Annotated in this window: 16 protein-coding genes and 1 pseudogene; 9 read left to right on the top strand and 8 right to left on the bottom strand. The window is 62.4% G+C overall.

The genetic code is table 11. The annotated features are described in order from the left end of the window. The first annotated feature begins 38 nt into the window (after positions 1–38). Complete coding sequence (locus tag G3W89_RS30700; protein ID WP_162572158.1) at positions 39–1,466, top strand: amidase; 1,428 nt, start codon at positions 39–41, stop codon at positions 1,464–1,466. Between the two features lie 850 nt (positions 1,467–2,316). On the opposite strand, the pseudogene G3W89_RS30695 reads toward G3W89_RS30700, so the two are convergent. Together G3W89_RS30695 and G3W89_RS30690 are read right to left on the bottom strand one after the other, a co-directional pair. Then, a pseudogene (locus G3W89_RS30695) lies at positions 2,317–3,438 on the bottom strand (IS91 family transposase); the annotation flags it as partial. 123 nt (positions 3,439–3,561) lie between these two features. Continuing rightward, the gene (locus G3W89_RS30690; protein ID WP_003158660.1) at positions 3,562–6,477 is read right to left on the bottom strand and encodes a Tn3-like element IS1071 family transposase; all 2,916 of its coding nucleotides are present in this window, start codon (positions 6,475–6,477) and stop codon (positions 3,562–3,564) included. A 311-nt stretch (positions 6,478–6,788) separates the two neighbouring features. Between G3W89_RS30690 and istA the strand changes: the two genes are divergently transcribed. The 3 genes from istA (at position 6,789) to G3W89_RS30675 (ending at position 9,886) form a co-directional block, all read left to right on the top strand. Continuing rightward, entirely contained in the window at positions 6,789–8,312 is a 1,524-nt protein-coding gene (gene istA / locus G3W89_RS30685; protein ID WP_162571147.1) for an IS21 family transposase, read from the top strand. Continuing rightward, complete coding sequence (gene istB / locus G3W89_RS30680; RefSeq protein ID WP_162570835.1) at positions 8,305–9,144, top strand: IS21-like element helper ATPase IstB; 840 nt, start codon at positions 8,305–8,307, stop codon at positions 9,142–9,144. Before istA ends, istB begins: the two co-directional genes overlap by 8 nt. A 112-nt stretch (positions 9,145–9,256) precedes the next feature. After that, positions 9,257–9,886, top strand: a complete 630-nt coding sequence (locus G3W89_RS30675; RefSeq protein ID WP_162570836.1) for a hypothetical protein — start codon at positions 9,257–9,259, stop codon at positions 9,884–9,886. Positions 9,887–9,976: 90 nt separating this feature from the next. Here the strand turns inward: G3W89_RS30675 and G3W89_RS30670 are convergent, their stop codons facing one another. The 3 genes from G3W89_RS30670 to G3W89_RS30660 all read right to left on the bottom strand — a co-directional run bounded on the left by G3W89_RS30670 (position 9,977) and on the right by G3W89_RS30660 (position 10,949). Next, on the bottom strand, positions 9,977–10,156 hold the full coding sequence (locus G3W89_RS30670) for a hypothetical protein (protein WP_162570837.1): 180 nt from the start codon (positions 10,154–10,156) through the stop codon (positions 9,977–9,979). A 177-nt stretch (positions 10,157–10,333) separates the two neighbouring features. Further along, on the bottom strand, positions 10,334–10,603 hold the full coding sequence (locus tag G3W89_RS30665) for a hypothetical protein (protein ID WP_162570838.1): 270 nt from the start codon (positions 10,601–10,603) through the stop codon (positions 10,334–10,336). A 7-nt stretch (positions 10,604–10,610) separates the two neighbouring features. Beyond that, the gene (locus tag G3W89_RS30660) at positions 10,611–10,949 is read right to left on the bottom strand and encodes a hypothetical protein (protein ID WP_068674326.1); all 339 of its coding nucleotides are present in this window, start codon (positions 10,947–10,949) and stop codon (positions 10,611–10,613) included. Between the two features lie 472 nt (positions 10,950–11,421). On the opposite strand from G3W89_RS30660, the gene G3W89_RS30655 reads away from it, so the two are divergent. Then, positions 11,422–13,965 carry an isoleucine--tRNA ligase gene (locus tag G3W89_RS30655; protein ID WP_162570839.1) on the top strand — a complete coding sequence of 848 codons (2,544 nt, stop codon included), beginning with the start codon at positions 11,422–11,424 and terminating at the stop codon, positions 13,963–13,965. A 15-nt stretch (positions 13,966–13,980) separates the two neighbouring features. On the opposite strand, the gene G3W89_RS30650 is transcribed toward G3W89_RS30655, so the two are convergent. Both G3W89_RS30650 and G3W89_RS30645 read right to left on the bottom strand, forming a co-directional pair. Next, entirely contained in the window at positions 13,981–14,400 is a 420-nt protein-coding gene (locus tag G3W89_RS30650) for a helix-turn-helix transcriptional regulator (RefSeq protein ID WP_232076903.1), read from the bottom strand. A 238-nt stretch (positions 14,401–14,638) separates the two neighbouring features. Then, positions 14,639–14,941: a hypothetical protein gene (locus tag G3W89_RS30645; RefSeq protein WP_162570841.1), complete on the bottom strand. Its 303-nt coding sequence runs from the start codon at positions 14,939–14,941 to the stop codon at positions 14,639–14,641. Positions 14,942–15,303: 362 nt separating this feature from the next. On the opposite strand from G3W89_RS30645, the gene G3W89_RS30640 reads away from it, so the two are divergent. From G3W89_RS30640 to G3W89_RS30625, 4 genes are all read left to right on the top strand, one after another. Then, positions 15,304–16,395 carry a hypothetical protein gene (locus G3W89_RS30640; RefSeq protein ID WP_162570842.1) on the top strand — a complete coding sequence of 364 codons (1,092 nt, stop codon included), beginning with the start codon at positions 15,304–15,306 and terminating at the stop codon, positions 16,393–16,395. Positions 16,396–16,496: 101 nt separating this feature from the next. After that, positions 16,497–16,919, top strand: coding sequence for a hypothetical protein (locus tag G3W89_RS30635; RefSeq protein WP_162570843.1), 423 nt, complete (start codon positions 16,497–16,499; stop codon positions 16,917–16,919). Then, a complete protein-coding gene (locus G3W89_RS30630) occupies positions 16,916–17,242 on the top strand; it encodes a hypothetical protein (RefSeq protein WP_162570844.1) in 327 nt (108 codons plus the stop codon). The genes G3W89_RS30635 and G3W89_RS30630 overlap by 4 nt, the downstream gene beginning before the upstream one ends. 41 nt (positions 17,243–17,283) lie before the next feature. Next, positions 17,284–17,772, top strand: coding sequence for a hypothetical protein (locus tag G3W89_RS30625; RefSeq protein ID WP_162570845.1), 489 nt, complete (start codon positions 17,284–17,286; stop codon positions 17,770–17,772). 678 nt (positions 17,773–18,450) lie between these two features. Here the strand turns inward: G3W89_RS30625 and G3W89_RS30620 are convergent. Continuing rightward, entirely contained in the window at positions 18,451–19,092 is a 642-nt protein-coding gene (locus G3W89_RS30620) for a hypothetical protein (RefSeq protein WP_162570846.1), read from the bottom strand. Positions 19,093–19,145: the final 53 nt, after the last annotated feature.

Genomic DNA, 19,145 nt, shown 5'->3' with positions numbered 1-19,145 from the left:
GCCCTGAAGTGACAGGACATAAATAAGGAGCTTGAGACATGGACTTGAAGGACTACAGCGCACATGACGCCACTGGATTGGCCGATTTGGTCAGAGCCGGAGAAGTGAGCGGAGCAGAACTCACCGACTGTGCCAACCGCGCAATCGATTCGGTAAACGGTTCAATCAATGCCGTTGTCCGCAGGCTGGACCCTCCAGTGATGGGCGACAGCGAGGGCGCTTTTGCTGGCGTGCCATTTTTGGTCAAGGACCAGGTTCTGGCGGTAGGCGGCGTGCCGCAAATGATGGGCACCCGCATGCTGGCCAAGGGCGAGTTCATTCCTCCGGCAGACAGTGAACTGTTCACGCGCTTTCGCAAGGCGGGCCTCAACACCATCGGGATCACAGCAACGCCCGAGTTCGGCTTCAACGCCACCACCGAGTCGGTTCTTCACGGGCCCACCCGCAACCCCTACAACCTCGATCGCTCTTCTGGCGGCTCTTCAGGGGGTTCAGCGGCCGCTGTAGCGGCTGGCATTGTGCCCGTGGCGCATGCCAACGATGCCGCAGGTTCCATACGGATTCCAGCGGCCTCTTGCGGCCTGATCGGATTGAAACCATCTCGGGGCCGAACGCCTCTTGGCCCTTACCACGGGATGCCAGTGCTCGGTATGGCCTGCGAATTCGCCGTGACCCGAACGGTACGCGATTGCGCGGCATTGCTCGATGCTGTCGCAGGCCCCGACATCGGCGCGACCCAAGGCATCGCCTTGCCAACCCAGTCCTACGTGCGCGCGATTGCTTCCGACACCCGGCCACTGAAAGTAGCGTTGGTGCGGCAGTGGCCCAAGGCGCCGGCGGTGGAGCGGCAAATCGACGAGGCGCTGCAGCGCACCGCCCGCTTGTTGGAGGCCCAGGGGCATGTGATTGAGGAAACGGCGCCTGTCTATGACGTTGATGCTTTCATGCGCGCGAATTTTTCGGCGTGGATGTCTTTCCTTGCGGTGGGGGTCAATGGGTTGAAAGCCGCTATGGGCCGTGAACCTGGGCCAGATGTGCTTGAGGCAGTGACGCTGGCCTGCGCGCAGGCGGGCAACGCATTGACGGCGATGGACATCGAGGATGTGTTTGCCGTGATGAACACCATGTCCCGAAGTCTCGGCGTATTTCTCACGCGCTACGACATCATCTTGATGCCCGCCTTGAAACGCACGCCACTGCCCCTTGGGTACCTGGATCAAAACGATGCGAGTCTCGACGCTCATGGCTGGTACGACCGGCTCTTCGATGCGATTCCTTTCACGGCGCAGTTCAACATGACCGGACTGCCAGCGCTAACCTTGCCAGCAGGCATGCATGACGAGATGCCCGTCCCCATTCAAATGGTGGCGGGAATGGGGCGTGAAGATGTTTTGCTTCAGGTCGCTCGTGACCTTGAACGATTGCAGCCTTGGCGAGCATTCAGGCCCAAAGTGTTCGCTCAATAAAAGTGGATTCTTCAAACCTGCTCAACTCAAGCCTTTGACGTTCCCGGGAAACCTCAAACAAAGTTAAAACACCGGGGTCAGATGTTGGTATCCGTTCTCGGTCTTCGCACTGGCATTTTTGAATGTGGCGAACCCTGAGGAAATCAATATGCGCTACCCATAAGGTTCCTGTGCGGACGCTAGGACAGGTGTAGACTTCTGGAAGGTGGGCTTCACCCGCTTCGCTAAACAGTTTTCAACTTCCAGTTCAAAGATACTCATAGTCCATGGATGCCTTGAGATCGATAGCACCTGTTGGGCCTTGGGGGCGTCGTCGTTCGAGACAAAGCGCAGTAGCGACATTTCCCCAAAGTCGGCCGTATCTAAAACTGGACATAGGGCCTCAGAGGCTGCGTATCCCTCCGATGGCGGCTTGGGTACAAAGAGCGAGAAGTCATGGCGCTCCCGCAACCAGCAGCAACCGCTGCTTATGGAAAGCTCTCCATAATGCAGAGAGTCTTTAGCCTGGCGGCTGCGGCGCGCAGACGCTGATCAACCCCGCGACGCCTGTTCCGCAGCCGGTAGGCTAAAGATCCCGTTGAACTAAACCGCCGTCCAGGTGGTGGTGCGCTATGGGGATTGAATCAGCACCGACTTGTCCAAGCGCGAGGCGCAGGTGCGCAAGGCTGAGGAAATTGCAGCGCTGGGTTGAGCTGGCACCGAAGAACGGGGGGCTGCGGCGTGTGCATTGGCGCTGCCACGAGGGCGTGGCGAGAGGCTCTCGCCATTGATGGGCGTGAGCATGCAAAGGGACACCTATCGCTTCGCGACACGGATCTGGAAGCGCATGGGGTGAAGGCCGGGCTTGTGTTCATGAGGGGATGGGCGGCGGACCGCGCGGCAAGGTTCCCGGCAGAAAGGATTCGATTCGCACCATCTGGCCACGACCGCAATGCTGGCAGTCGCGCAGAGACACGCCAGTCAGGCGCTGATAGCGGTCCCGATAGTCCAGCGGTGCATCGGGCAACTCCACGACCGGTGCGGGTGCCGCCAGCAGCTGGCGACAGTGGTCGAGCTTGGTCTCGCGATAGCGGTTGGCCAGGAGCCCATAGTGGCGGATGCGCTGGAATCCAGGGGGCAGGACATGCAGCAGGAAGCGGCGGACGAACTCCTGGGCATCCAGGCGCATGACCTTGTGGCGCGATTCGTGGCGGTAGTCCTTCCACGCAAAGGCCACCTCGCCATCGGCGAAGTCGACCAGGCGGTTGTTGGAGATCGCCACGCGATGGGTGTAGCGCCCGAGGTAGTTCAGGACCTGCTCGGGCCCGCCGAAAGGTGGCTTGGCGTAGACCACCCACTCGGCCTGGGTTGCGGGCGCCAGGTAGCTGGCGAAGGCATCGCAATCCTGTAGCGCAGCCAGGCCGTTGAAGAAGCGCAGTTCCCCGTTGTCGAAGGCGCTGCGCAACTGTGTCAGGAACAGGCGGCGAAACAGCCGCGACAGCACCCGCACCGGCAGGAAGAAGCCCGCTCGGCAGGCGATCCAGCGCTTGCCGTCCGGGGCCACCCCACCGCCGGGCACGACGCAGTGCAGATGCGGGTGATGCAGCAAGTTCTGGCCCCAGGTATGCAGGATGGTGATGAAGCCGATCTCGGCTCCGAGATGTTTGGGGTCGGCGGCGATGGTGCGCAGCGTCTCAGAGGTGGCGTGAAACAGGATGTCGTACACCACGGCCTTGTTCTGGTACGCGATGGCGGCAATCTCCTGCGGTACGGTGAAGACGATGTGAAAGTACTCGACCGGCAGCAGTTCGGCCTGCCGGTCCTGCAGCCACTGGGCGCGCACCAGCGACTGGCACTTCGGACAGTGCCTGTTGCGGCAACTGTTGAAAGCGATGCGCTGGTGCCCGCAGGCGTCGCACTGCTCGACGTGACCACCCAGCGCGGACGTGCGGCAGCGCTCGATGGCGCTAATCGGGGTCTCCTCGTTTTCAGTGCAATAAGTGACGGTACGAAAAGCTAGCACTGGCGCGGAGGTGGTGTTGGTAGATCGTTGATTTCATTGACTTTCCTGTTCACTTTCAAATCTGCGATTCGTGGCGTCAAACCGTGGTCGGTTTCATCCATTGGTGCCAGTTATCGATGCATTTGGCCGCGAAGGCAGGATTTGGTCAGCATAGCGGTCAACCGGGAAGCGAAACACACCCCGCAAGTTGATGCTCTCCAGCCTGGTGGGCGCAATCTTCCCGATCAGTTCCGGTGGAATGACCTGGCGGCGGTTCGACCAGCGATCCAGGACCGCCTGCATCTGTGAGGTATTCCACGCCATCACGATGTTGGCCATCAGGCTCAACGCATCGGCCACAGCCTGCATTTCATCGACACGTTTGGCCTGCGCCGGGCTGATCCGGCCGGTATAAATGGCGCGCTTGAGGGCGTTAACAGCCTCGCCCCGATTGAGCACCCGGCGCAACTCGTTCCTGAAAGCGTCCTTGACAAAGTAGTCAGCCAAAAACGCCGTACGCAGCAACCGCCCCAATTGCACGCCAGCCTCATAGATTGGATCGCCCTGGGCGGCAGAACCGAACCGCGCAAGAGCTGCCACCGCACTGGCATGTCCGCTCATGACCGAGGCTGCCAGGTGCACCAGACTATCCCAATGCTTTTCGATCAAAGCGACGTCGACATTGGCTTCGCACACCGCAGCGATTTCTGCGGGCACTTTGGTGCCGCGTGGCACAAAGAGGTGGCGCTGTTTGAGTTCCTTCAACCGCGGGCAAAGATCAAAACCAAGCAAACGGGCATGTGACATGGCAAAGTCGGTGTAGCCATGGGTATCCACAGCAAGCTGGCTGGTCTCCAGCTTTTCTTGGCGGATGACACCTTCAATGGCCACGCCCGCCTGGCGCTCATTGAGCACAAAGGGCTGCGCATGGAAGATGCCCCACCGGTCTTTTACATGGGAGTAGATTCCAATGGAAGGTGTGTTGCGCCGAGGATCAAGCCGGGCTTGCCACACCCGTTTGGTGGTCTCCATGGTCATCATGTCAGAAGATGCCAAATCGGACCGCCCCCAGGTGGCGGCAATCGGGTGTCGCTGCATGAATTCCAGCACAGCCTGGCAGGCCTGGCTCAGACGCCGTTCGTCCCGCGCCCAGCGCATGGCCTGGCGAATGCTGGTGGCAGACAATTGCGGAATCATGCGCGCGCATTCGACCGCAGTCAGACTGGTGCCGTGGGCCATGATGCCGGCATAGACCATCAGCAGCTCGTCGGTAGAGCGCGGCTCACGTCCGAGCATGATCCAGCTAAAGCGCACCTGGGCGTCAACGGCCAGAATCACTTCCGGCAATTGAACCTCACCGATGCGGTGATCCAAAGCCGCGCGCAGCTTGGTCACTTCTGGGTCTTCGTCCTCTGCGGGCAATGGCGACAAATGGAGTTCATCATCCACGCGCAGTACGCCACTGCGGGCTGCAGCGGCCACCGCATCGACACCGGCAGTTACTCTGGCCAGCAAAGGCTTCAAGAAAGTGGCAGCCTTGCTGGGTAACGATAGACGGGCATAGTGTTTCTTGGACTCTGCCTGCCAACGCTCGTCCGTGAAGAACAAGCGCGCACGACCCCGAAAGCTCAGGCTGTGCTCAATCCAGACCGAGCCATTGCGCACCGCGCGGCGCAGGGCAAACAGGGTGGCCACCTCCAACGCCTGAAACGCCCGTTCCCGGTCTGGGCTGGAGATCGAAACCTGCCAGATCATTCCCAGACTTGGTGCCACCACTTCAACTGGCAGCTTTCTGGATCCTTTGAGATATAAAGCTTGCAGCTTGGCAAGGTACTCGATGGCAGGATGCTCGCCGGTGGCCTGCCAGGGCAGCTTTGCAATGGCGACGAGCAACGACCGCACGGGGCGAATTCCATCAATCAATCCCTCGCGGACCAGGGAGGCCCTGCTCGGTGGTTTGCGTTTCTGGGTTTCGGTGATCAAGGCTTCAAGACGGGCACGCAACTCAGCATCTGGCACCGCACCTTGCGCGCTCAAGGCAACAAGTTCGCCGAGCAGCGTTTTGTACATTGCGGCCCAATTGACGGTAGCGGGGACATCGGCGGCAGCCTGACGCCACAGATCGGCGATCCGGCGCTGCACCATAAGGATCAACTGGTCTGTGGTGGTGAACAGGCAATACCGAAGAAAGCATGCGACCTCCACGGTGCGCGCTGGCTCTTTGATCTTGGCTCCGGCTGAGGGCGGCCTGGAGACAAGTCGGCGCGCGTAGCGGCGCAAGATGAGATCGGGGATGTCTGCCAGGTGCTTATGAACGTCCAGCGTGTAAAGCAGGTCGATGCGCTCCAGTACCTCGCTGATTTGGCGGGTTGAGTGTTTCGCCGGTGCAGCCCATAGCCAACTCTGCTGGGTTTGTCCATCTGGGCGCAGCTCTGAAACTGAGGCTCGCCAGCGATCAAGTGTTGCTGGATCAACGCTGGCGGCGATGGCGGTGCCTGTTTCAACTTCAAGCTGGGCAAGTGCCGCCGCAATCAGTGTCCGAATTGCCCGCTCGTGCACGATCACCAGCTTGTTCTTGTACAGCCATTGACGCGCCCGCACGAGTAGCTGATCGCGGTCGGCGCAGCGCGCCACTTCGTCGCGCAGTTCACGTACCAGTGAGCGGCGCTGGTGCTCGCTCATCCACTGGAATCCAAGGACCGTGCAGGCTACTTGTTGGTGATCGAATAGCGTGCGCCCGCGTTCATACATGGCTCTCAGCGAGGCGACTTCTGGTGCTGCAATGCCAAGCTCGTTGCCAAGGTGGCGCCACAAGGCTACTGGAATTACCCGAAAGGCACCGAGCAAACGCCCACTCATGCGCAGGAAACCAATATGGAGCGCCAGACCAAGCTTGTGGGAATCACCTCGGCGTGCATTGATTGCGTCGCGCTCGGCACCATCGAAGGTGAAAAATGCCTTCATCTCGAAGTCGCTGATATCGCGGGGGAGCCCACGCATCCCCAAAAACGTTGTGTGCCAACCCTGCATCGTGAACCTCAAAAGTGGGAGGCCACCATACCCGTTTACAAAGCGAACAGGAAAGTCAATGAAATCAACGGTCTACCCAGACCACCCCCGCGCCAGTGCTAGCTTTGCGTACCGTCACTTATTGCACTGAAAACGAGGAGACCCCGACTACAGGCCTGGCCCGAGTTGACCGGCTCCCGGCTGCTGCGTGAGATCCGGGTGTTGACGCCGACCGAAAACTGACCATCTAGAGGTCGAAGTGCCTACTGAAAATTGACCAGGGTGTTCCACTGACCTGCTGAAACTTTCAGCAGGGAAATTAGGTGATCACCATGGACATGATTGGCAAGGTCAGGCGCATGAAGCTGCGCGACCAACTCTCCCTGAGCGAGATTTCCAAGCGAACCGGCTTGGCCCGAAACACGGTCAAGAAATGGCTCAAGGCCCCCGGCCATGAGCCTCCGAAGTACGAGCGACGCGTCGTTGAGCGCAAGCTCACGGCGTTCGAGGGCACGCTGCACCAGGCGCTGGCGGCCGATGCGCACCGGCCCAAGCAAAGCCGGCGTTCTGCAAGGGCACTGTTCTCCCAGATCCAGGCGCAGGGTTACCGCGGTGGCTACAGCGCGGTCACGGACTTCATCCGGGCGTGGCGCACGCGCTCTGACAGCAGTCCGGCCAAGGCGTTCGTGCCCTTGAGCTTTGAGTTGGGCGAGGCGTTCCAGTTTGACTGGAGCGATGAGGCGATGGTGGTGGGCGGCGTGTTCTACAACGTGCAGGTCGCGCATTTGAAGCTGTGTGCCAGCCGAGCGTTCTGGCTGGTGGCGTATCCCAGCCAGGGGCACGAGATGCTGTTTGACGCGCACACGCGCTCGTTCCAGGCGCTTGGCGGGGTGGCGCGGCGGGGCATCTACGACAACATGAAGACCGCGGTGGACAAGGTCAAGCGGGGCAAGGGGCGCATCGTCAACGCGCGCTTTGCGGCCATGTGCAGCCACTACCTGTTCGACCCGGACTTCTGCAACGTGGCCTCGGGTTGGGAGAAAGGGGTGGTGGAGAAGAACGTGCAGGACAGCCGCCGGCGTATCTGGATCGAGGCGAGCACCCGGCGCTTCGGCTCATTCATCGAACTCAATGCCTGGCTGGCAGAGCGTTGCCGCTCGGTGTGGGCCGACACGTCGCACCCGATCCATCGACAGTTCACCGTGGGTGAGATGCTGGAGTTGGAGAGGGGCCACCTCATGTCCATGCCGACGCTCTTTGATGGTTATGTGGAGCGCCTGGCCCGGGTAAGCAGCACCTGCCTGGTGGTGGCCGCCCGCAACCGTTACTCGGTGCCGTGTGAATGGGCGGGTCACATCGTGAGCACCCGGGTGTATCCGGAGCGGGTGGAGGTGGCTGCCATGGATGCGGTGGTGGCCAGCCACGCCCGGCTCTCGGGCAGTGGACAGACCGTCTTTGACTGGCAGCACTACATCGACCTGGTGCAGCGCAAGCCGGGTGCGCTTCGCAATGGAACACCCTTCCTGGATCTGCCGCCTGCGCTGCTGCGGCTGCGGCAGTCTTTGTTGCGCCACGCCGGAGGTGACCGGGTCATGGCGCAGGTGCTGGCGGTGGTTCCGCAGGCGGGTTTGGAGGCGGTGCTGGTGGCTGTAGAGCTGGTGCTCGAAGGCATGGCCCCCAGCGGCAGCATCAGCGTGGAGCACGTTCGCAATGTGCTGGCGCGGTTGAACAACCCGGTGACCCCAATGCAGGCCGAGACCGCGCTGCAATTGACCTTGGCGCCCAAGGCCGACACAGCGCGGTACGACCGGCTGCGTCCCACCCACCTGGATGATCAGGAGGTGCGTCATGCGTGATACGACACGGGATGTTCACGCGCAGCTCAAGGCATTGAGGTTGAACGGCATGGCCGTGGCCTGGGCGGATCTGGTCGAGCAAGGTGGGGACTCGACGCTGGATGCCTCACGCTGGCTGGTGGAGCATCTGCTGCAAGCCGAAGATGCGGACCGGGCGATGCGCTCGATTGCGCACCAGATGAAGTCGGCCCGCTTCCCCATGCACCGCGACTTGGCCGGGTTCAACTTCGAGGTGTCGCAGGTGGACAAGGCGCTGATCCAGAAACTCTCAGACCTGTCCTTCACCGACGATGCGCAGAACGCTGTGCTGATCGGTGGGCCTGGCACGGGCAAGACGCACCTGGCCACCGCACTGGGCATTGCCGGGTTGAGCCGGCACGCCAAGCGGGTGCGGTTCTACTCCACGGTGGATCTGGTCAACGCGCTGGAGCAGGAGAAAGCCCAAGGTCGCGCAGGCCGCATTGCCATGAGTTTGGTGCGCATGGACCTGGTGGTTCTGGACGAACTGGGCTACTTGCCGTTCAGCCAGTCCGGTGGTGCCTTGCTGTTCCACCTGCTGTCCAAGCTCTACGAGCACACCAGCGTGATGATCACGACCAACCTGACCTTCGCGGAATGGTCCAGCGTGTTCGGGGACGCCAAGATGACCACCGCGCTGCTCGATCGGTTGACGCACCACTGCCACATCATCGAGACCGGAAACGAGTCCTACCGCTTCCGCCACAGCTCCAAGGAGGCCAAGGGCCGCATCAAGTCCAGGGAGCAGGAGCGCAAGACTTCAGCCAGTCAACCCTTGAATGAAGGGAGCGAGAAACCAGGAACGTCTCTATAGTTATCCACAGCTGACCTCCTGCGGAGGCAGCCTTAGCCCCTGGTCAAAATTCAACCGGCACAGCTGGTCAATATTCCATCGGCGCCAACAGCTAGGCGGCAATGCGCATGATGTGGTGCTGACCGACGGCAGTGGCCTGCTGACCGCAATTCGCCATTCCGTTCTTAGAGACCCAGTGGCGGCTGCGCAGCAGTCGCCCCGTGCCAATCCGGCAAACCTGAAGGCCATCCAGGATGAGCTGGTCCGCTGGGCAGACGCCAACGAGCCCGCCCCGGACGAGGTGAACGCACTCCAACTGCTTTTGCGTCGGCTAGGCGACCTGCGCTCCCGCTCGACCTCGTGCTTCGACAGCACGAACGTGCTCGCGGCGATGCTGACCGGCGTCGCACCTTCCCTTTCGACGGCACCACTTCATTACGCGATGTGGTTTCTTGTCGAAGCGTCGCTCCAGCATGGCCGCACCAACGCCTTCGACAGGACGGATGAGCTTGTACGCCAAGCGCGGTCCGGCGATTTTTTGCTGTCAGAGCAGGACCTGCCGGGCGGGTCCGGCGCCCCTGCGATTCCCGGCTGGGCACGCAAGTCGACGTTGCGGCTTGGCCGCAAGTACAGCGCTGGCTTCTCGCAGGCCCCCTGGGAGGGCGTAATGCGGTGCCTGCAGATGGACGATGCTGAAACCGAGCGCATGCGCGAGATGTACCTCACCTGCCTTCAGCACCCCAGCCCGACTGCTTGCGGTTAGGCAGAGCGCGGCGTTCGGTCGGTGGCGCGAGCACAAGCAACAGCACGGTCCGCACCGGCCGCGCCGCCAGCGGCCCAGGCGTTAAATGCGCTACTCGCCGGGAGCTCGGTCGCCCTCGGTTTCGAAGTTCTGACGCGCCGCTGCCCGGAGCACCTCGTCGGATTCGTGGTCGTATGTCTGGAAACCCCAGGCCTCCAGGTAGCCGACCAGCTCAGGTCGGGAAGCGCGTTCGATAGCCTCAAGGCTGCGGAGGAGCGGCAGAATCGTCATTCCCGACATTGTCTCCCAGGTCGCCACCTGTCCTCTGAGCGAGGTGCTTTGCCTGGAGAAGTGCCCTGCCTGCGTAGATTCCCGGCCGCAACCGAATTGCCTTCGCGCGTCGTGCCAGGAGCTGAGGTGCTTCTGGCACAGGCAAAGCGGGGCCCGTCGCGAGCACACCCAAGGGAGCTAGTCGTCCAGGTGCCGCGGACGGACCACCGGCTTCGAGTCCTTCAAGTCCTCGGGGGCCGACAGGTCCCAGACGAGATTGCAAGGGAAGACGACCTGGCACGCGGCCTTGATGAGGTTCGGCTGGCTTTTGTCGACCTTTCCGAAGAACGAGAAGACGTCCCTGCCGGAAATTTGCTTAAAAAGTGCGAGCAGGACCATCACCACAAAGAGCCAGAACCACCAGTGGCGGTGAAGTGGCTTGTCGTCTGGCCGTTCGTCTTCCGACATCAGCGCTTCAGGCGTTGGCCGCAATTGGCATGGCCATGCCGAGCGCCGACGCGGCGAGGGCGTTCTCGCCTTCGCTACCTGCGAGCGAATAGCCGCGCTCGAGCAGCCGCCGGGTGTAGTACTTGTTGTACATAAACGCCCAGATGATGCCGATGGCGAGCGCGCCGATGCCGAAGGTCATCAAGCCGATGATGACGGCGATGACGAAGCCGCCGATGAAGGTGAGGAAGTCGCCCCGGAAGAGCGCTGGGAAGAATCCGAAGAAGAGCGTCGTCCATGAGAAGCCGTAAAAGCCATTCTTCATGAGCCCGGTGTCCTTGTGCCGGAGAGCGATTCGAGTTGCCATGGCTGAGTTCCTCTTAGTGTTGTTAGTGTGCTGCCGGCCGTTCGACCCAATTTCTCACGTCGTGCACCAGGGGCAGTCTACGAGCGAGTTCCCGTACCGCCGGCTCGAGGGAGTGGTTTGTGTGCAGCATTGCGCACTTCGCTTCCTTGGATGGCGAGCGGTGGTATGGAAACTACGGGCCCCGCGCAGACCGGTTGCCCGCTGGCGGTTGCTCCGTGCAGCTATTCTTGGCCAATGGCCCTAAAACGTGAAAGAATAGATGCAGTTCGTTTAAAATGTGAGTGCCTATACAAGGCGTCACACTCAATCAAGCACATCGTGTCCAAGCACTGGTCCTTCTCGATTATTCGCACCTCCGCTGCCGCAGAGCACCGGGGGCGAATTACGTTGGGCGATTAGCCCCACCTTCGACCTCGACCTCCCAAGGCAGCGACTCACCCTCGCTGCCTTTTTGCTTTTCTGGACCCGAATCATGTACCACCTCAATCTCTTCAAGTCCTCGTTCGAACTCCCGCAACTGCATGCGGACAAAGCACCCTACCTCGCCCTCTGGGGCGCGCCGGCGACCGTGGACGCCTTGCATCGCAATCCTGTTGGCAAACCGCTCTTCCTGCTGCACGACGGACCTCCGTACGCCAACGGCGGCTTGCACCTCGGCCACTTTGTGAACAAGACCCTCAAGGACGCGCTCGTCAAGTTCAAGCGCCTGGACGGCTACTTCGCGCCCTTCGTTCCTGGCTTCGACTGCCACGGCCTGCCCGTGGAGCTCGAGGTCGAGAAGCTTGGCGTCTCAAAGGACGACCCCCGAGCCTTCGTCGAGGCCTGCCGAGCCTACGCGGAAGGCCAGGTCGCCAACCAGACCGCGGAGTTCCGCACCTTCGGGGTCGCTGCCGACTGGGAGCAGCCGTATCGCACGCTCGACCCGGAGTTCGAGGCCGGCGCAGCGCGCCTCTTCAGCGAGCTCCCCAACGTCGCCAAGCGGCTGCGGCCGGTGCACTGGTGCCCCGACTGCGCGTCGCCCCTGGCTGAAGCAGAGGTGGAGTACAAGGAGCGGGCTTCCGACAGCCTGGTCGTGCTGTTCCCCGTCGAGGGGCTGGAGAACACGTTCTTGCAGGTCTGGACCACGACGCCCTACACCCTGCCTGCCAACAAAGGCGTTGCCTACAGCCCGGCGCTCGACTACGTGGCGGTGGCGGACGGCGCGCGCACCCTGGTGCGAGCCCGGGCTCCGGAAGACGCCGCTGATACGCCTACGTTCGACCTGGCTGGCCGCCGCGCCTACAGCCCCTACACCGGAGAACTGGTTCCCTTGCTGCCTGCGGACTACGTGACGAGCAGCGGCACCGGCCTGGTGCACCTGGCGCCGGCGTTCGGAATGGACGACTTCCGGGTGGGAGAGGCACACGGCCTGGCGGTCGAGCACTACGTCGACGAGCGCGGCCGCTTCCTCCACGGCGAGATGGCCGGGATGAGCCTGCGGGAAGGCACGGCCCACGTGCTTGAGCGCGTCGCACCGCTCGTTTTCTCGCACGAGAACGTTCAGCACGAGTACCCGCATTGCTGGCGTCACAAGCGCCCCGTCTTCTTCCGCGCGTCGTCCGAGTTCTTCATGGAGTTAGCGGACGTCGGTCCCCGCGCGCTCGATGCGCTGCAGCACGTTCATTTCGTGCCGGAGGGGTCGCGGGAGCGGCTCAGCAGCATGCTGCGCTCGCGCACGTCCTGGTGCCTCTCCCGCTCCAGGCTTTGGGGGACACCCCTGGTCGACGCCTCCGACCCCGAGGACCGCGCCCTGGCGGCCCGAGTTGCAGGGGAGGGCGTCGAGGCATGGCATTCTGCAGGTCCACGTCGTACCCTCGATGTGTGGTTCGACAGCGGCGCCACGCATGAGCTCGTCATGAAGAAGCGCTTCGGGCGGACAGCGGACGTCTACCTGGAAGGTACTGACCAGCACCGAGGCTGGTTTCAATCTTCGTTGTTGACAGCGGTGGCCGCCGGCGGCCCGGCGCCGTACAAGGCCTTGCTCACCCACGGCATGGTGGTCGACGAGCATGGCCGCAAGTACTCGAAATCCAGCAAGAACTACCTGCCGCTGGACGAGCTCTTCAAGCGTTACAGCCCCGACGTGCTACGCCTCTGGGCCCTACAGCAGGATTTCACCAAGGAGCTCAAGCTGTCGCCAAAATCGCTGGACCAGACGGTGGAGCGCTACCGCAAGGTGCGCAACACACTCCGGTTCTGCTTGCAAAACCTGGTCGACTTCGATTTCGACTTCGCGCTGGCGGAACTCACCCACTCGCAGAACCGCCTGCAGGTCCTCGAGCTCCGGGAGCTGGTGACCGGCGTGCAGGAGGCCGCCGGCTTGTACGACTTCGCAGCGGCGACCGCGCTGCTCTTGAAGTATGCGGATGCGGTCTCCAGCGACTACTTCACTGCTGTCAAGGATGCGCTTTACTGCGAAGCTGCAGGCTCGGAGCGCCGGCGCGAGGTCCAGTACGTCCTGGCCTGCGTGCTCAACACCCTTCTGCGCCTGCTGGCCCCCGTTTTGCCGTTCACCGCAGAAGAGGTCTTCCAGTCGGTTCGTGATGCGCTGCGTCGTGAGGAGGCATCTGTGCTCCTGCTGACGCTGGGAGACCTGGCGCTTCCCTCTGTCGACACCCCGGACGAGCTTCTGGCCACCTACGACCAGCTGAAAGCGCTCAAGCGCGAGGTCAACCAGTACGTCGACGCGCACCGGCAGGATGGCCTGAAGTCGGCAAGCTCGCTTGAGCTGGCGGTGGTCGTGCCCGACACCCCTGCGGCACTCCTGGTCAGCGAGGCGGAGATGGTCGACTTCTTCGGCTGTGCCGAGGTGCGGCTCGGCCGCGGAAATGGGTACGGCGTACGCGTAGTCAGCTCCGAACGCGGGCTGTGTCCCCGGTGTCGCAGGCACAGTCGCACGGGGCTGTTTCTGGACCTGTGTGCACGCTGTGATGACGTGGAGGGCACGGCAGCGGCGCTGGGGGCCGCTGCGGCCTGAACGGAGCACCCGGCCTCAGGCCAGGCCGTGCCATTCGCCAAGCAGTTCGACCAGGCGGCGGTCCGAGAGCTGCCTGCTTGCGCAGGCCGCGACCAGCGCCTGTACCGCGGCTTGTTGCAACGGAGACAGCGAGGACAATGGGGTGCCAGCAGCAGACGCTTCAGGAGCCTGTCTGCGGTGCCCCACCTTGCTCGGCGCTCCTTCGGGCTGCCTGAGGTCCTCAATGGTCACGCCCAGAATACTGGCGAGCTTCTCGAGCGTGGAAAGCCTGTCGAGCCCTTCCCCCGCTCGCTCCATCTGAGACACCCGGGCCTTGCCGACGCCTAACTCCTTGCCGAGCGCAGTCTGCGTCAGGCCTGCGGCGATACGCAGTTCCCTTAATCTTGAAGGTGCAATGATTGTCATCAGGGAAAGAATACCTGTACTTTGGTACACCTATTCTAAACTACTCGGGCCAGGGCCGGAGGGCCCTTCTGGACATTTTCTTGAGCGGCGGAGAGATTTCCAGGTCGTACGCCGAAATCTGAAGGAACTCTTGCCATGGCGCAGGCCGCAAGCGTCGGCTCCGCACGAAAAAAGCCGCCCGGGAGGGGCGGCTGAAGAAGGGGGATGCGCTTAATTGCCCGAGTAGGCCTGGGCGGCGCGGCGGCAGAACATGTGACCAACGTCCGGTTCAAGCCGAGGGCGGAAGCACGTAGCCCAGGTTCAGCAGCAAGCCATCGCACCAAGCCTGGGATTCTGCGTCCCAGCCGTCGTCGCCTTTGGAGCCCGGATGCCAGTTGCGGTAGTCGGTGTGCAGGTCGGTGAAGGGCGCATTGCGCACACGCGGCGTCTTTTCGATGAATGCCACGCGGTTCGCGACCTCGTTGATGTCGGTTCCTTCGATGCAGCGCATCGAACAGTGATGAGCGCCGGGTACGGCAAGCCAGGCAGTGAGGCGCTGACCGGCCGCGGGAGGCGATTGGAGTTTCCGCATACAGGGTCCTTGAGAGTTGTCCTTTTACCTGTAGCCACCGCGTCCGCTGCCGCCAGGGGCGTTGGCCTAAAAGCGCCGCGTCGCCTGACTGCGTTCGGCGAGCAGATGTCCAGCTTTCTGGACAATTCCGCCCCTTTTGCCCAGCCCGTTGAACAAATGGCCGGAGGTCTTAAGCCTGCGAGACCGCAGGAGTCGCTATAGGCGGTACGGGTTCCATTGCCCATCCGCCTGCGCCCTTCGGGGTATGGAAAAGCAATGTTTTCAAGGCACTGTGCCCATCCATCCGATTCACCGGAAGGTTGCGCTCAGCAAGGCAGGCACTGGCGACAAGACAAGCGACCTTCCAGGTCAAAAGGACAACCATGCAGTTTTTTATCGGACGCCTCCGCGTCACTGACGCCAATGACAGCCACGCAGTCAACTGCTGCGCCAGCGCAATGGACCGGCACGAAGCCGCGGAGCTCTTCTCTCGTCGCGCTTGTACCTACGGGTGGGGGCCGTTCACCGTAAGCGCCGACGGCTCTTTCTCCTTCAAGGAGGACCGCGGCCGCAACGTTCGCGTGGAAGAGGTGCTCGAGGTCAGCGCCGTCACGTTCCAAGAGCTCGCGCAATCGAAGTGGTTCGACGTCTGCGACTCCGGTCCGGCGGCCGTGCTCGAGTGTGAGGAGCCCAGCGAGCGCGTGAGAACGCTGTCGCGGCGCATCGGCCGGCAGCTGACCAAAATGGACGCCAAGGTTGCTCACAGCAAGCTTTTGCATGCAGTGGCTGCCAGCATCGGCGAGACGGACTGGCAAGTACTCGTGCACCAAAGGACCCCCACTGTCTGCAGCGCGCCCGACCAGGCGCCGCATTCGCAGACGGAGATTCCGGGAACTGGCTTCTTGTACCGGGTTCCGGTGTCAGTCGACACGAGCATGACCGCTATCGTGCTGGCGCGAGGCGATACCCCGGAGGACGCCATCGAGGCCGCCCGGCAGTTTGCAGCTGACGGCAAGGCACACTTCGAGGTTGACGACGGCAACTACCGCGGATTGGCCGACCACTACTGTCCCGACAAGAGCGAAGACGTGGTCTACCGGGTGGACGAGCCACAGGGCACCTCGGAGGACCCGAAGCTCGGCGGCGCCGTCTACGGCCCCTATGCCGTGGAGCTCACCAGCCTTGGCGGCTGCGACGACGAGCTGTTGTGGGCAGACCTGAGGGTCCTCACGGCAGACCGGTCGGTGGCAGACACCGAATCGTGCTTGTCCGCATGCCTAGTCAGCGCCACCCAGGCTGAGCGGGTGAAGTTCTGTGACAGAGTGGCTGCGCTCATGTACCGGTGTGCACCAGACCTCAGCAAGGTCAACCCCGACGACGTTCGCGGCCTGTTCGTGCGCGCTGTGCAAGGTGACCAGAGCGACGCTGCGTTTATCCAGATTGAACAAGAGGGCCTCCCTCCCAAGAAACCATAACCGGCTGGTCGTGCGATAGCGCACATCATTCCTGCGGCTCACCTTGGTGGGCCGCTTTTTTCTTGGTTCGCCGTGGCGGTCCGCTGCTAGCATCGGCTGCCATGCCGCATGCCCACCCTCCGGACCCCACATCGACGAGCGTCGCGCGCGCCGCAGTCCATACGCGGCTGAGCGACTTGGCGGACGTAGGCCTTAATGTGGCGCTCGCGCCCTGGCGCCTCGTGCGCATCCTTCTGTCGACCGCAGCGCCGCGGCTGCGAATCCTGGCACTTCTGGCACTGGTTCTTGCTTGTGCTTTGGCAGTCTGGCTCATGTCCCCCAGTGGCATCCTTGCCGCAGCCTTGGCCATCGCGTTCAAGTGGGACCTGCTGCGTGGTCTCGTCTACGCGGCAGGCATGTTCCTCAGCCCCGCGCTCCGTGCCGCCGTGGGCGCCGCTGCCTTCATGACCCTGTCCGCCATTTTTCTTCACGCCATCAGGCGGGCTAGCGTCGACCAGACGAAAGAACGCGTTTCGCCTAGATGACTTCGGAGGTCCGCCTAGCGCTCAAGAAACTCGCCATCGAGTTCGGCGAGCTGCTGGACGACCAGGGGTTCCCGTTCGGGCGACTGCAGGAACTCGACTGCATCGCCATCCTGGCCGGCGCGAGTGACTGGGCGGCTTTCAAGGTCGACCCTTTGCGATACCGAGGCGGCCCGGACTGCAAGCAGTTGCGGGCAGCGGCGGTGTTCGAGCACCTCAACCGACGCCCGAACGTCCGGGCTGTGCCGCCGGCAACGTTCCTGGACGTGCTCGGGAAGCTCAACCTCCCAGTAAGGTGGCAGCGGGGGATAAGTGCTGAGACCTAGACGGTGCATTCCCCTTTCTCAGCCCCTGACCCGCCAGCACCATGAAACCCGAATTCGACCAAGCCCTTTGTGAGAAGTACCCCCTTGTCTTCAAGGACCGACGCGGTGACCCGAGCCGCACGCTGATGTGCTTCGGCTTCGAGGTGGGAGATGGCTGGTACTCGCTCCTTGACGCTCTCGGCAGCCTCCTGGAGGCGGACCATCGGGCTGCCGTGCGCGAGTATGAGCACAAGCGGAGTATCGAGGGAACGGTGCCCTACAAGGGAGCAGAGCGAGTGAGCGCGGTCGACGTCGAACGTGCACGCCTGGCCATGTCCGCCGCGGCCGACCGCGTCCCTGTCGCGGTCCAGGTGAAGGAAAAGTTCGGCACCCTGCGCTTCTACGTCTCCGGCGCCAGCGACGAGCAGTACGCCTACATCGCATTTGCCGAGGCGATGAGCGCACGCACCTGCGAGGTTTGCGGCGCGCCGGGCGAACTTCGCAATTCCGGATGGATTAGGACGCTCTGCGACGTGCACGACACTGAGTAGCCTGGCTTCCGGCGCAAGCAATGCATCGCGGCATCGAGCCGTAAGCTCGTAGTGCTCGGCCAAATCAGGTCAGGCCTCTGATGGCCGGGCTTAGCGCCGGCTGTCCGTCTCGCAACGCCGGCACGCGCTTGCTGTCGGCACAGACCCGCTTCATGGCTATACGCGCTATCAATCGTTCAACCGTGCCAGCTCACCTCAGTGTGCGGGCCGAACAGGAGGAAATATGGAAGATTTGGTCACGAAGGTCACTAGGGTCATGCCCAGGCGCGATGGGTCGGAAGTCAAACTAGTGGCACAGGCGTACTTTGGCGCTGGCCTACACCGCTCGACGGGAGTTGACGTGTATCGCCGAGCGAGCCCCCATCAAAACTGGCAGTTGTGCAGCGACCAGCCCCACCCCGATTGGCGAACCCTGTCCGTCGATGCGTACTGCAAGCAGGGCCGGTCAGAGAAATTGCAAGCGGCCTCTCTGGGGGAAATCCTTGCCGTCGCCGCCCTGATTGGAAAACCGCTCCACAGCCTGCCTTCCGGTATCGAGCTTCAGTAACCGTCATTCCCGCCCACCGTGCGCTACTGCGCGCCGTGGGCGTCTTTTTTCTGCGCACTCCAGCCAGGTGCCGATTTCCCCTGAATGACGGAAAAAGCCCCGACCGAGAGTGGTCAGGGCACTGAAGGAGGTTAGGGGCGGTTGTCCTTACCGCAACGCTGGCACGCGCTACCGTAGTAGTTTCCGACGGTCATGAAGACGCCGCAGCCGTGGCATCGATAGCGCTCAGGCGCCTGCCGCTCGGGCTTGACCAACAGCGCTCGAAGCCACGGGTCGCTGAGTGCCGTCTTGTGGTCAACCGCACCTGCATCCACCGCTGGGCGACGCTGGGCTTCGACCAGAGTTCGGGGCCACGCAATGCCGGGGATGCCGTCCAGCTCGTCTGCACGGAACAGGCCTGCCAGGCCCAAGTTGGTCGCCGAGCTACCGTCACGCGTGCGAAAACAAATATCGTTTCCGATGTAGCGACGGTTGGCGTCCTGCACGTAGAAGAGGCCGCTTGCTTTCATCGCCTCGAAGGGGATTTCCTCGTGACGCGGCAGGTATTGCATGTCCACAACCGGGCGGGCGTGGTCGCGCAGGTAACCGGTCGGCCATGGGATGTCGGACTCGCGTGACGCGTGCTGCTTGAATGCGTCGAACTCGGAGAAGGGTTCAGCCTTAGACAAATCCGAGGTGTAGCCGCCACCGATGGCCCACCACATCAGGTTGTCGCCAACGTTGCCGCGGCTGTCCTGCAGGTGGAACGAAGGTGCTTCTGGGGAATTTCTCATTGTTGCTCCGTAGGTTTTCCTGGCTCCTATAGCGAGTGCCGCGGCGTTTGGGA

The organism is Variovorax sp. PBL-H6 (assembly GCF_901827155.1).
Classification (GTDB): Bacteria; Pseudomonadota; Gammaproteobacteria; order Burkholderiales; family Burkholderiaceae_C; genus Variovorax.
This window is presented reverse-complemented; position numbering and strand designations above follow the sequence as displayed.

Excerpts from the sequence above, each read along its gene's own strand:
- G3W89_RS30690 (WP_003158660.1), bottom strand. The coding sequence starts at position 6,477 with ATGCAGGGTTGGCACACAACGTTTTTGGGGATGCGTGGGCTCCCCCGC.
- G3W89_RS30635 (WP_162570843.1), top strand. The coding sequence starts at position 16,497 with ATGCCGCATGCCCACCCTCCGGACCCCACATCGACGAGCGTCGCGCGC.
- G3W89_RS30700 (WP_162572158.1), top strand. The coding sequence starts at position 39 with ATGGACTTGAAGGACTACAGCGCACATGACGCCACTGGATTGGCCGAT.
- G3W89_RS30655 (WP_162570839.1), top strand. The coding sequence starts at position 11,422 with ATGTACCACCTCAATCTCTTCAAGTCCTCGTTCGAACTCCCGCAACTG.
- istB (WP_162570835.1), top strand. The coding sequence starts at position 8,305 with ATGCGTGATACGACACGGGATGTTCACGCGCAGCTCAAGGCATTGAGG.
- G3W89_RS30665 (WP_162570838.1), bottom strand. The coding sequence starts at position 10,603 with ATGTCGGAAGACGAACGGCCAGACGACAAGCCACTTCACCGCCACTGG.
- G3W89_RS30620 (WP_162570846.1), bottom strand. The coding sequence starts at position 19,092 with ATGAGAAATTCCCCAGAAGCACCTTCGTTCCACCTGCAGGACAGCCGC.
- G3W89_RS30660 (WP_068674326.1), bottom strand. The coding sequence starts at position 10,949 with ATGGCAACTCGAATCGCTCTCCGGCACAAGGACACCGGGCTCATGAAG.
- G3W89_RS30625 (WP_162570845.1), top strand. The coding sequence starts at position 17,284 with ATGAAACCCGAATTCGACCAAGCCCTTTGTGAGAAGTACCCCCTTGTC.
- G3W89_RS30645 (WP_162570841.1), bottom strand. The coding sequence starts at position 14,941 with ATGCGGAAACTCCAATCGCCTCCCGCGGCCGGTCAGCGCCTCACTGCC.
- G3W89_RS30670 (WP_162570837.1), bottom strand. The coding sequence starts at position 10,156 with ATGACGATTCTGCCGCTCCTCCGCAGCCTTGAGGCTATCGAACGCGCT.
- istA (WP_162571147.1), top strand. The coding sequence starts at position 6,789 with ATGGACATGATTGGCAAGGTCAGGCGCATGAAGCTGCGCGACCAACTC.
- G3W89_RS30630 (WP_162570844.1), top strand. The coding sequence starts at position 16,916 with ATGACTTCGGAGGTCCGCCTAGCGCTCAAGAAACTCGCCATCGAGTTC.
- G3W89_RS30640 (WP_162570842.1), top strand. The coding sequence starts at position 15,304 with ATGCAGTTTTTTATCGGACGCCTCCGCGTCACTGACGCCAATGACAGC.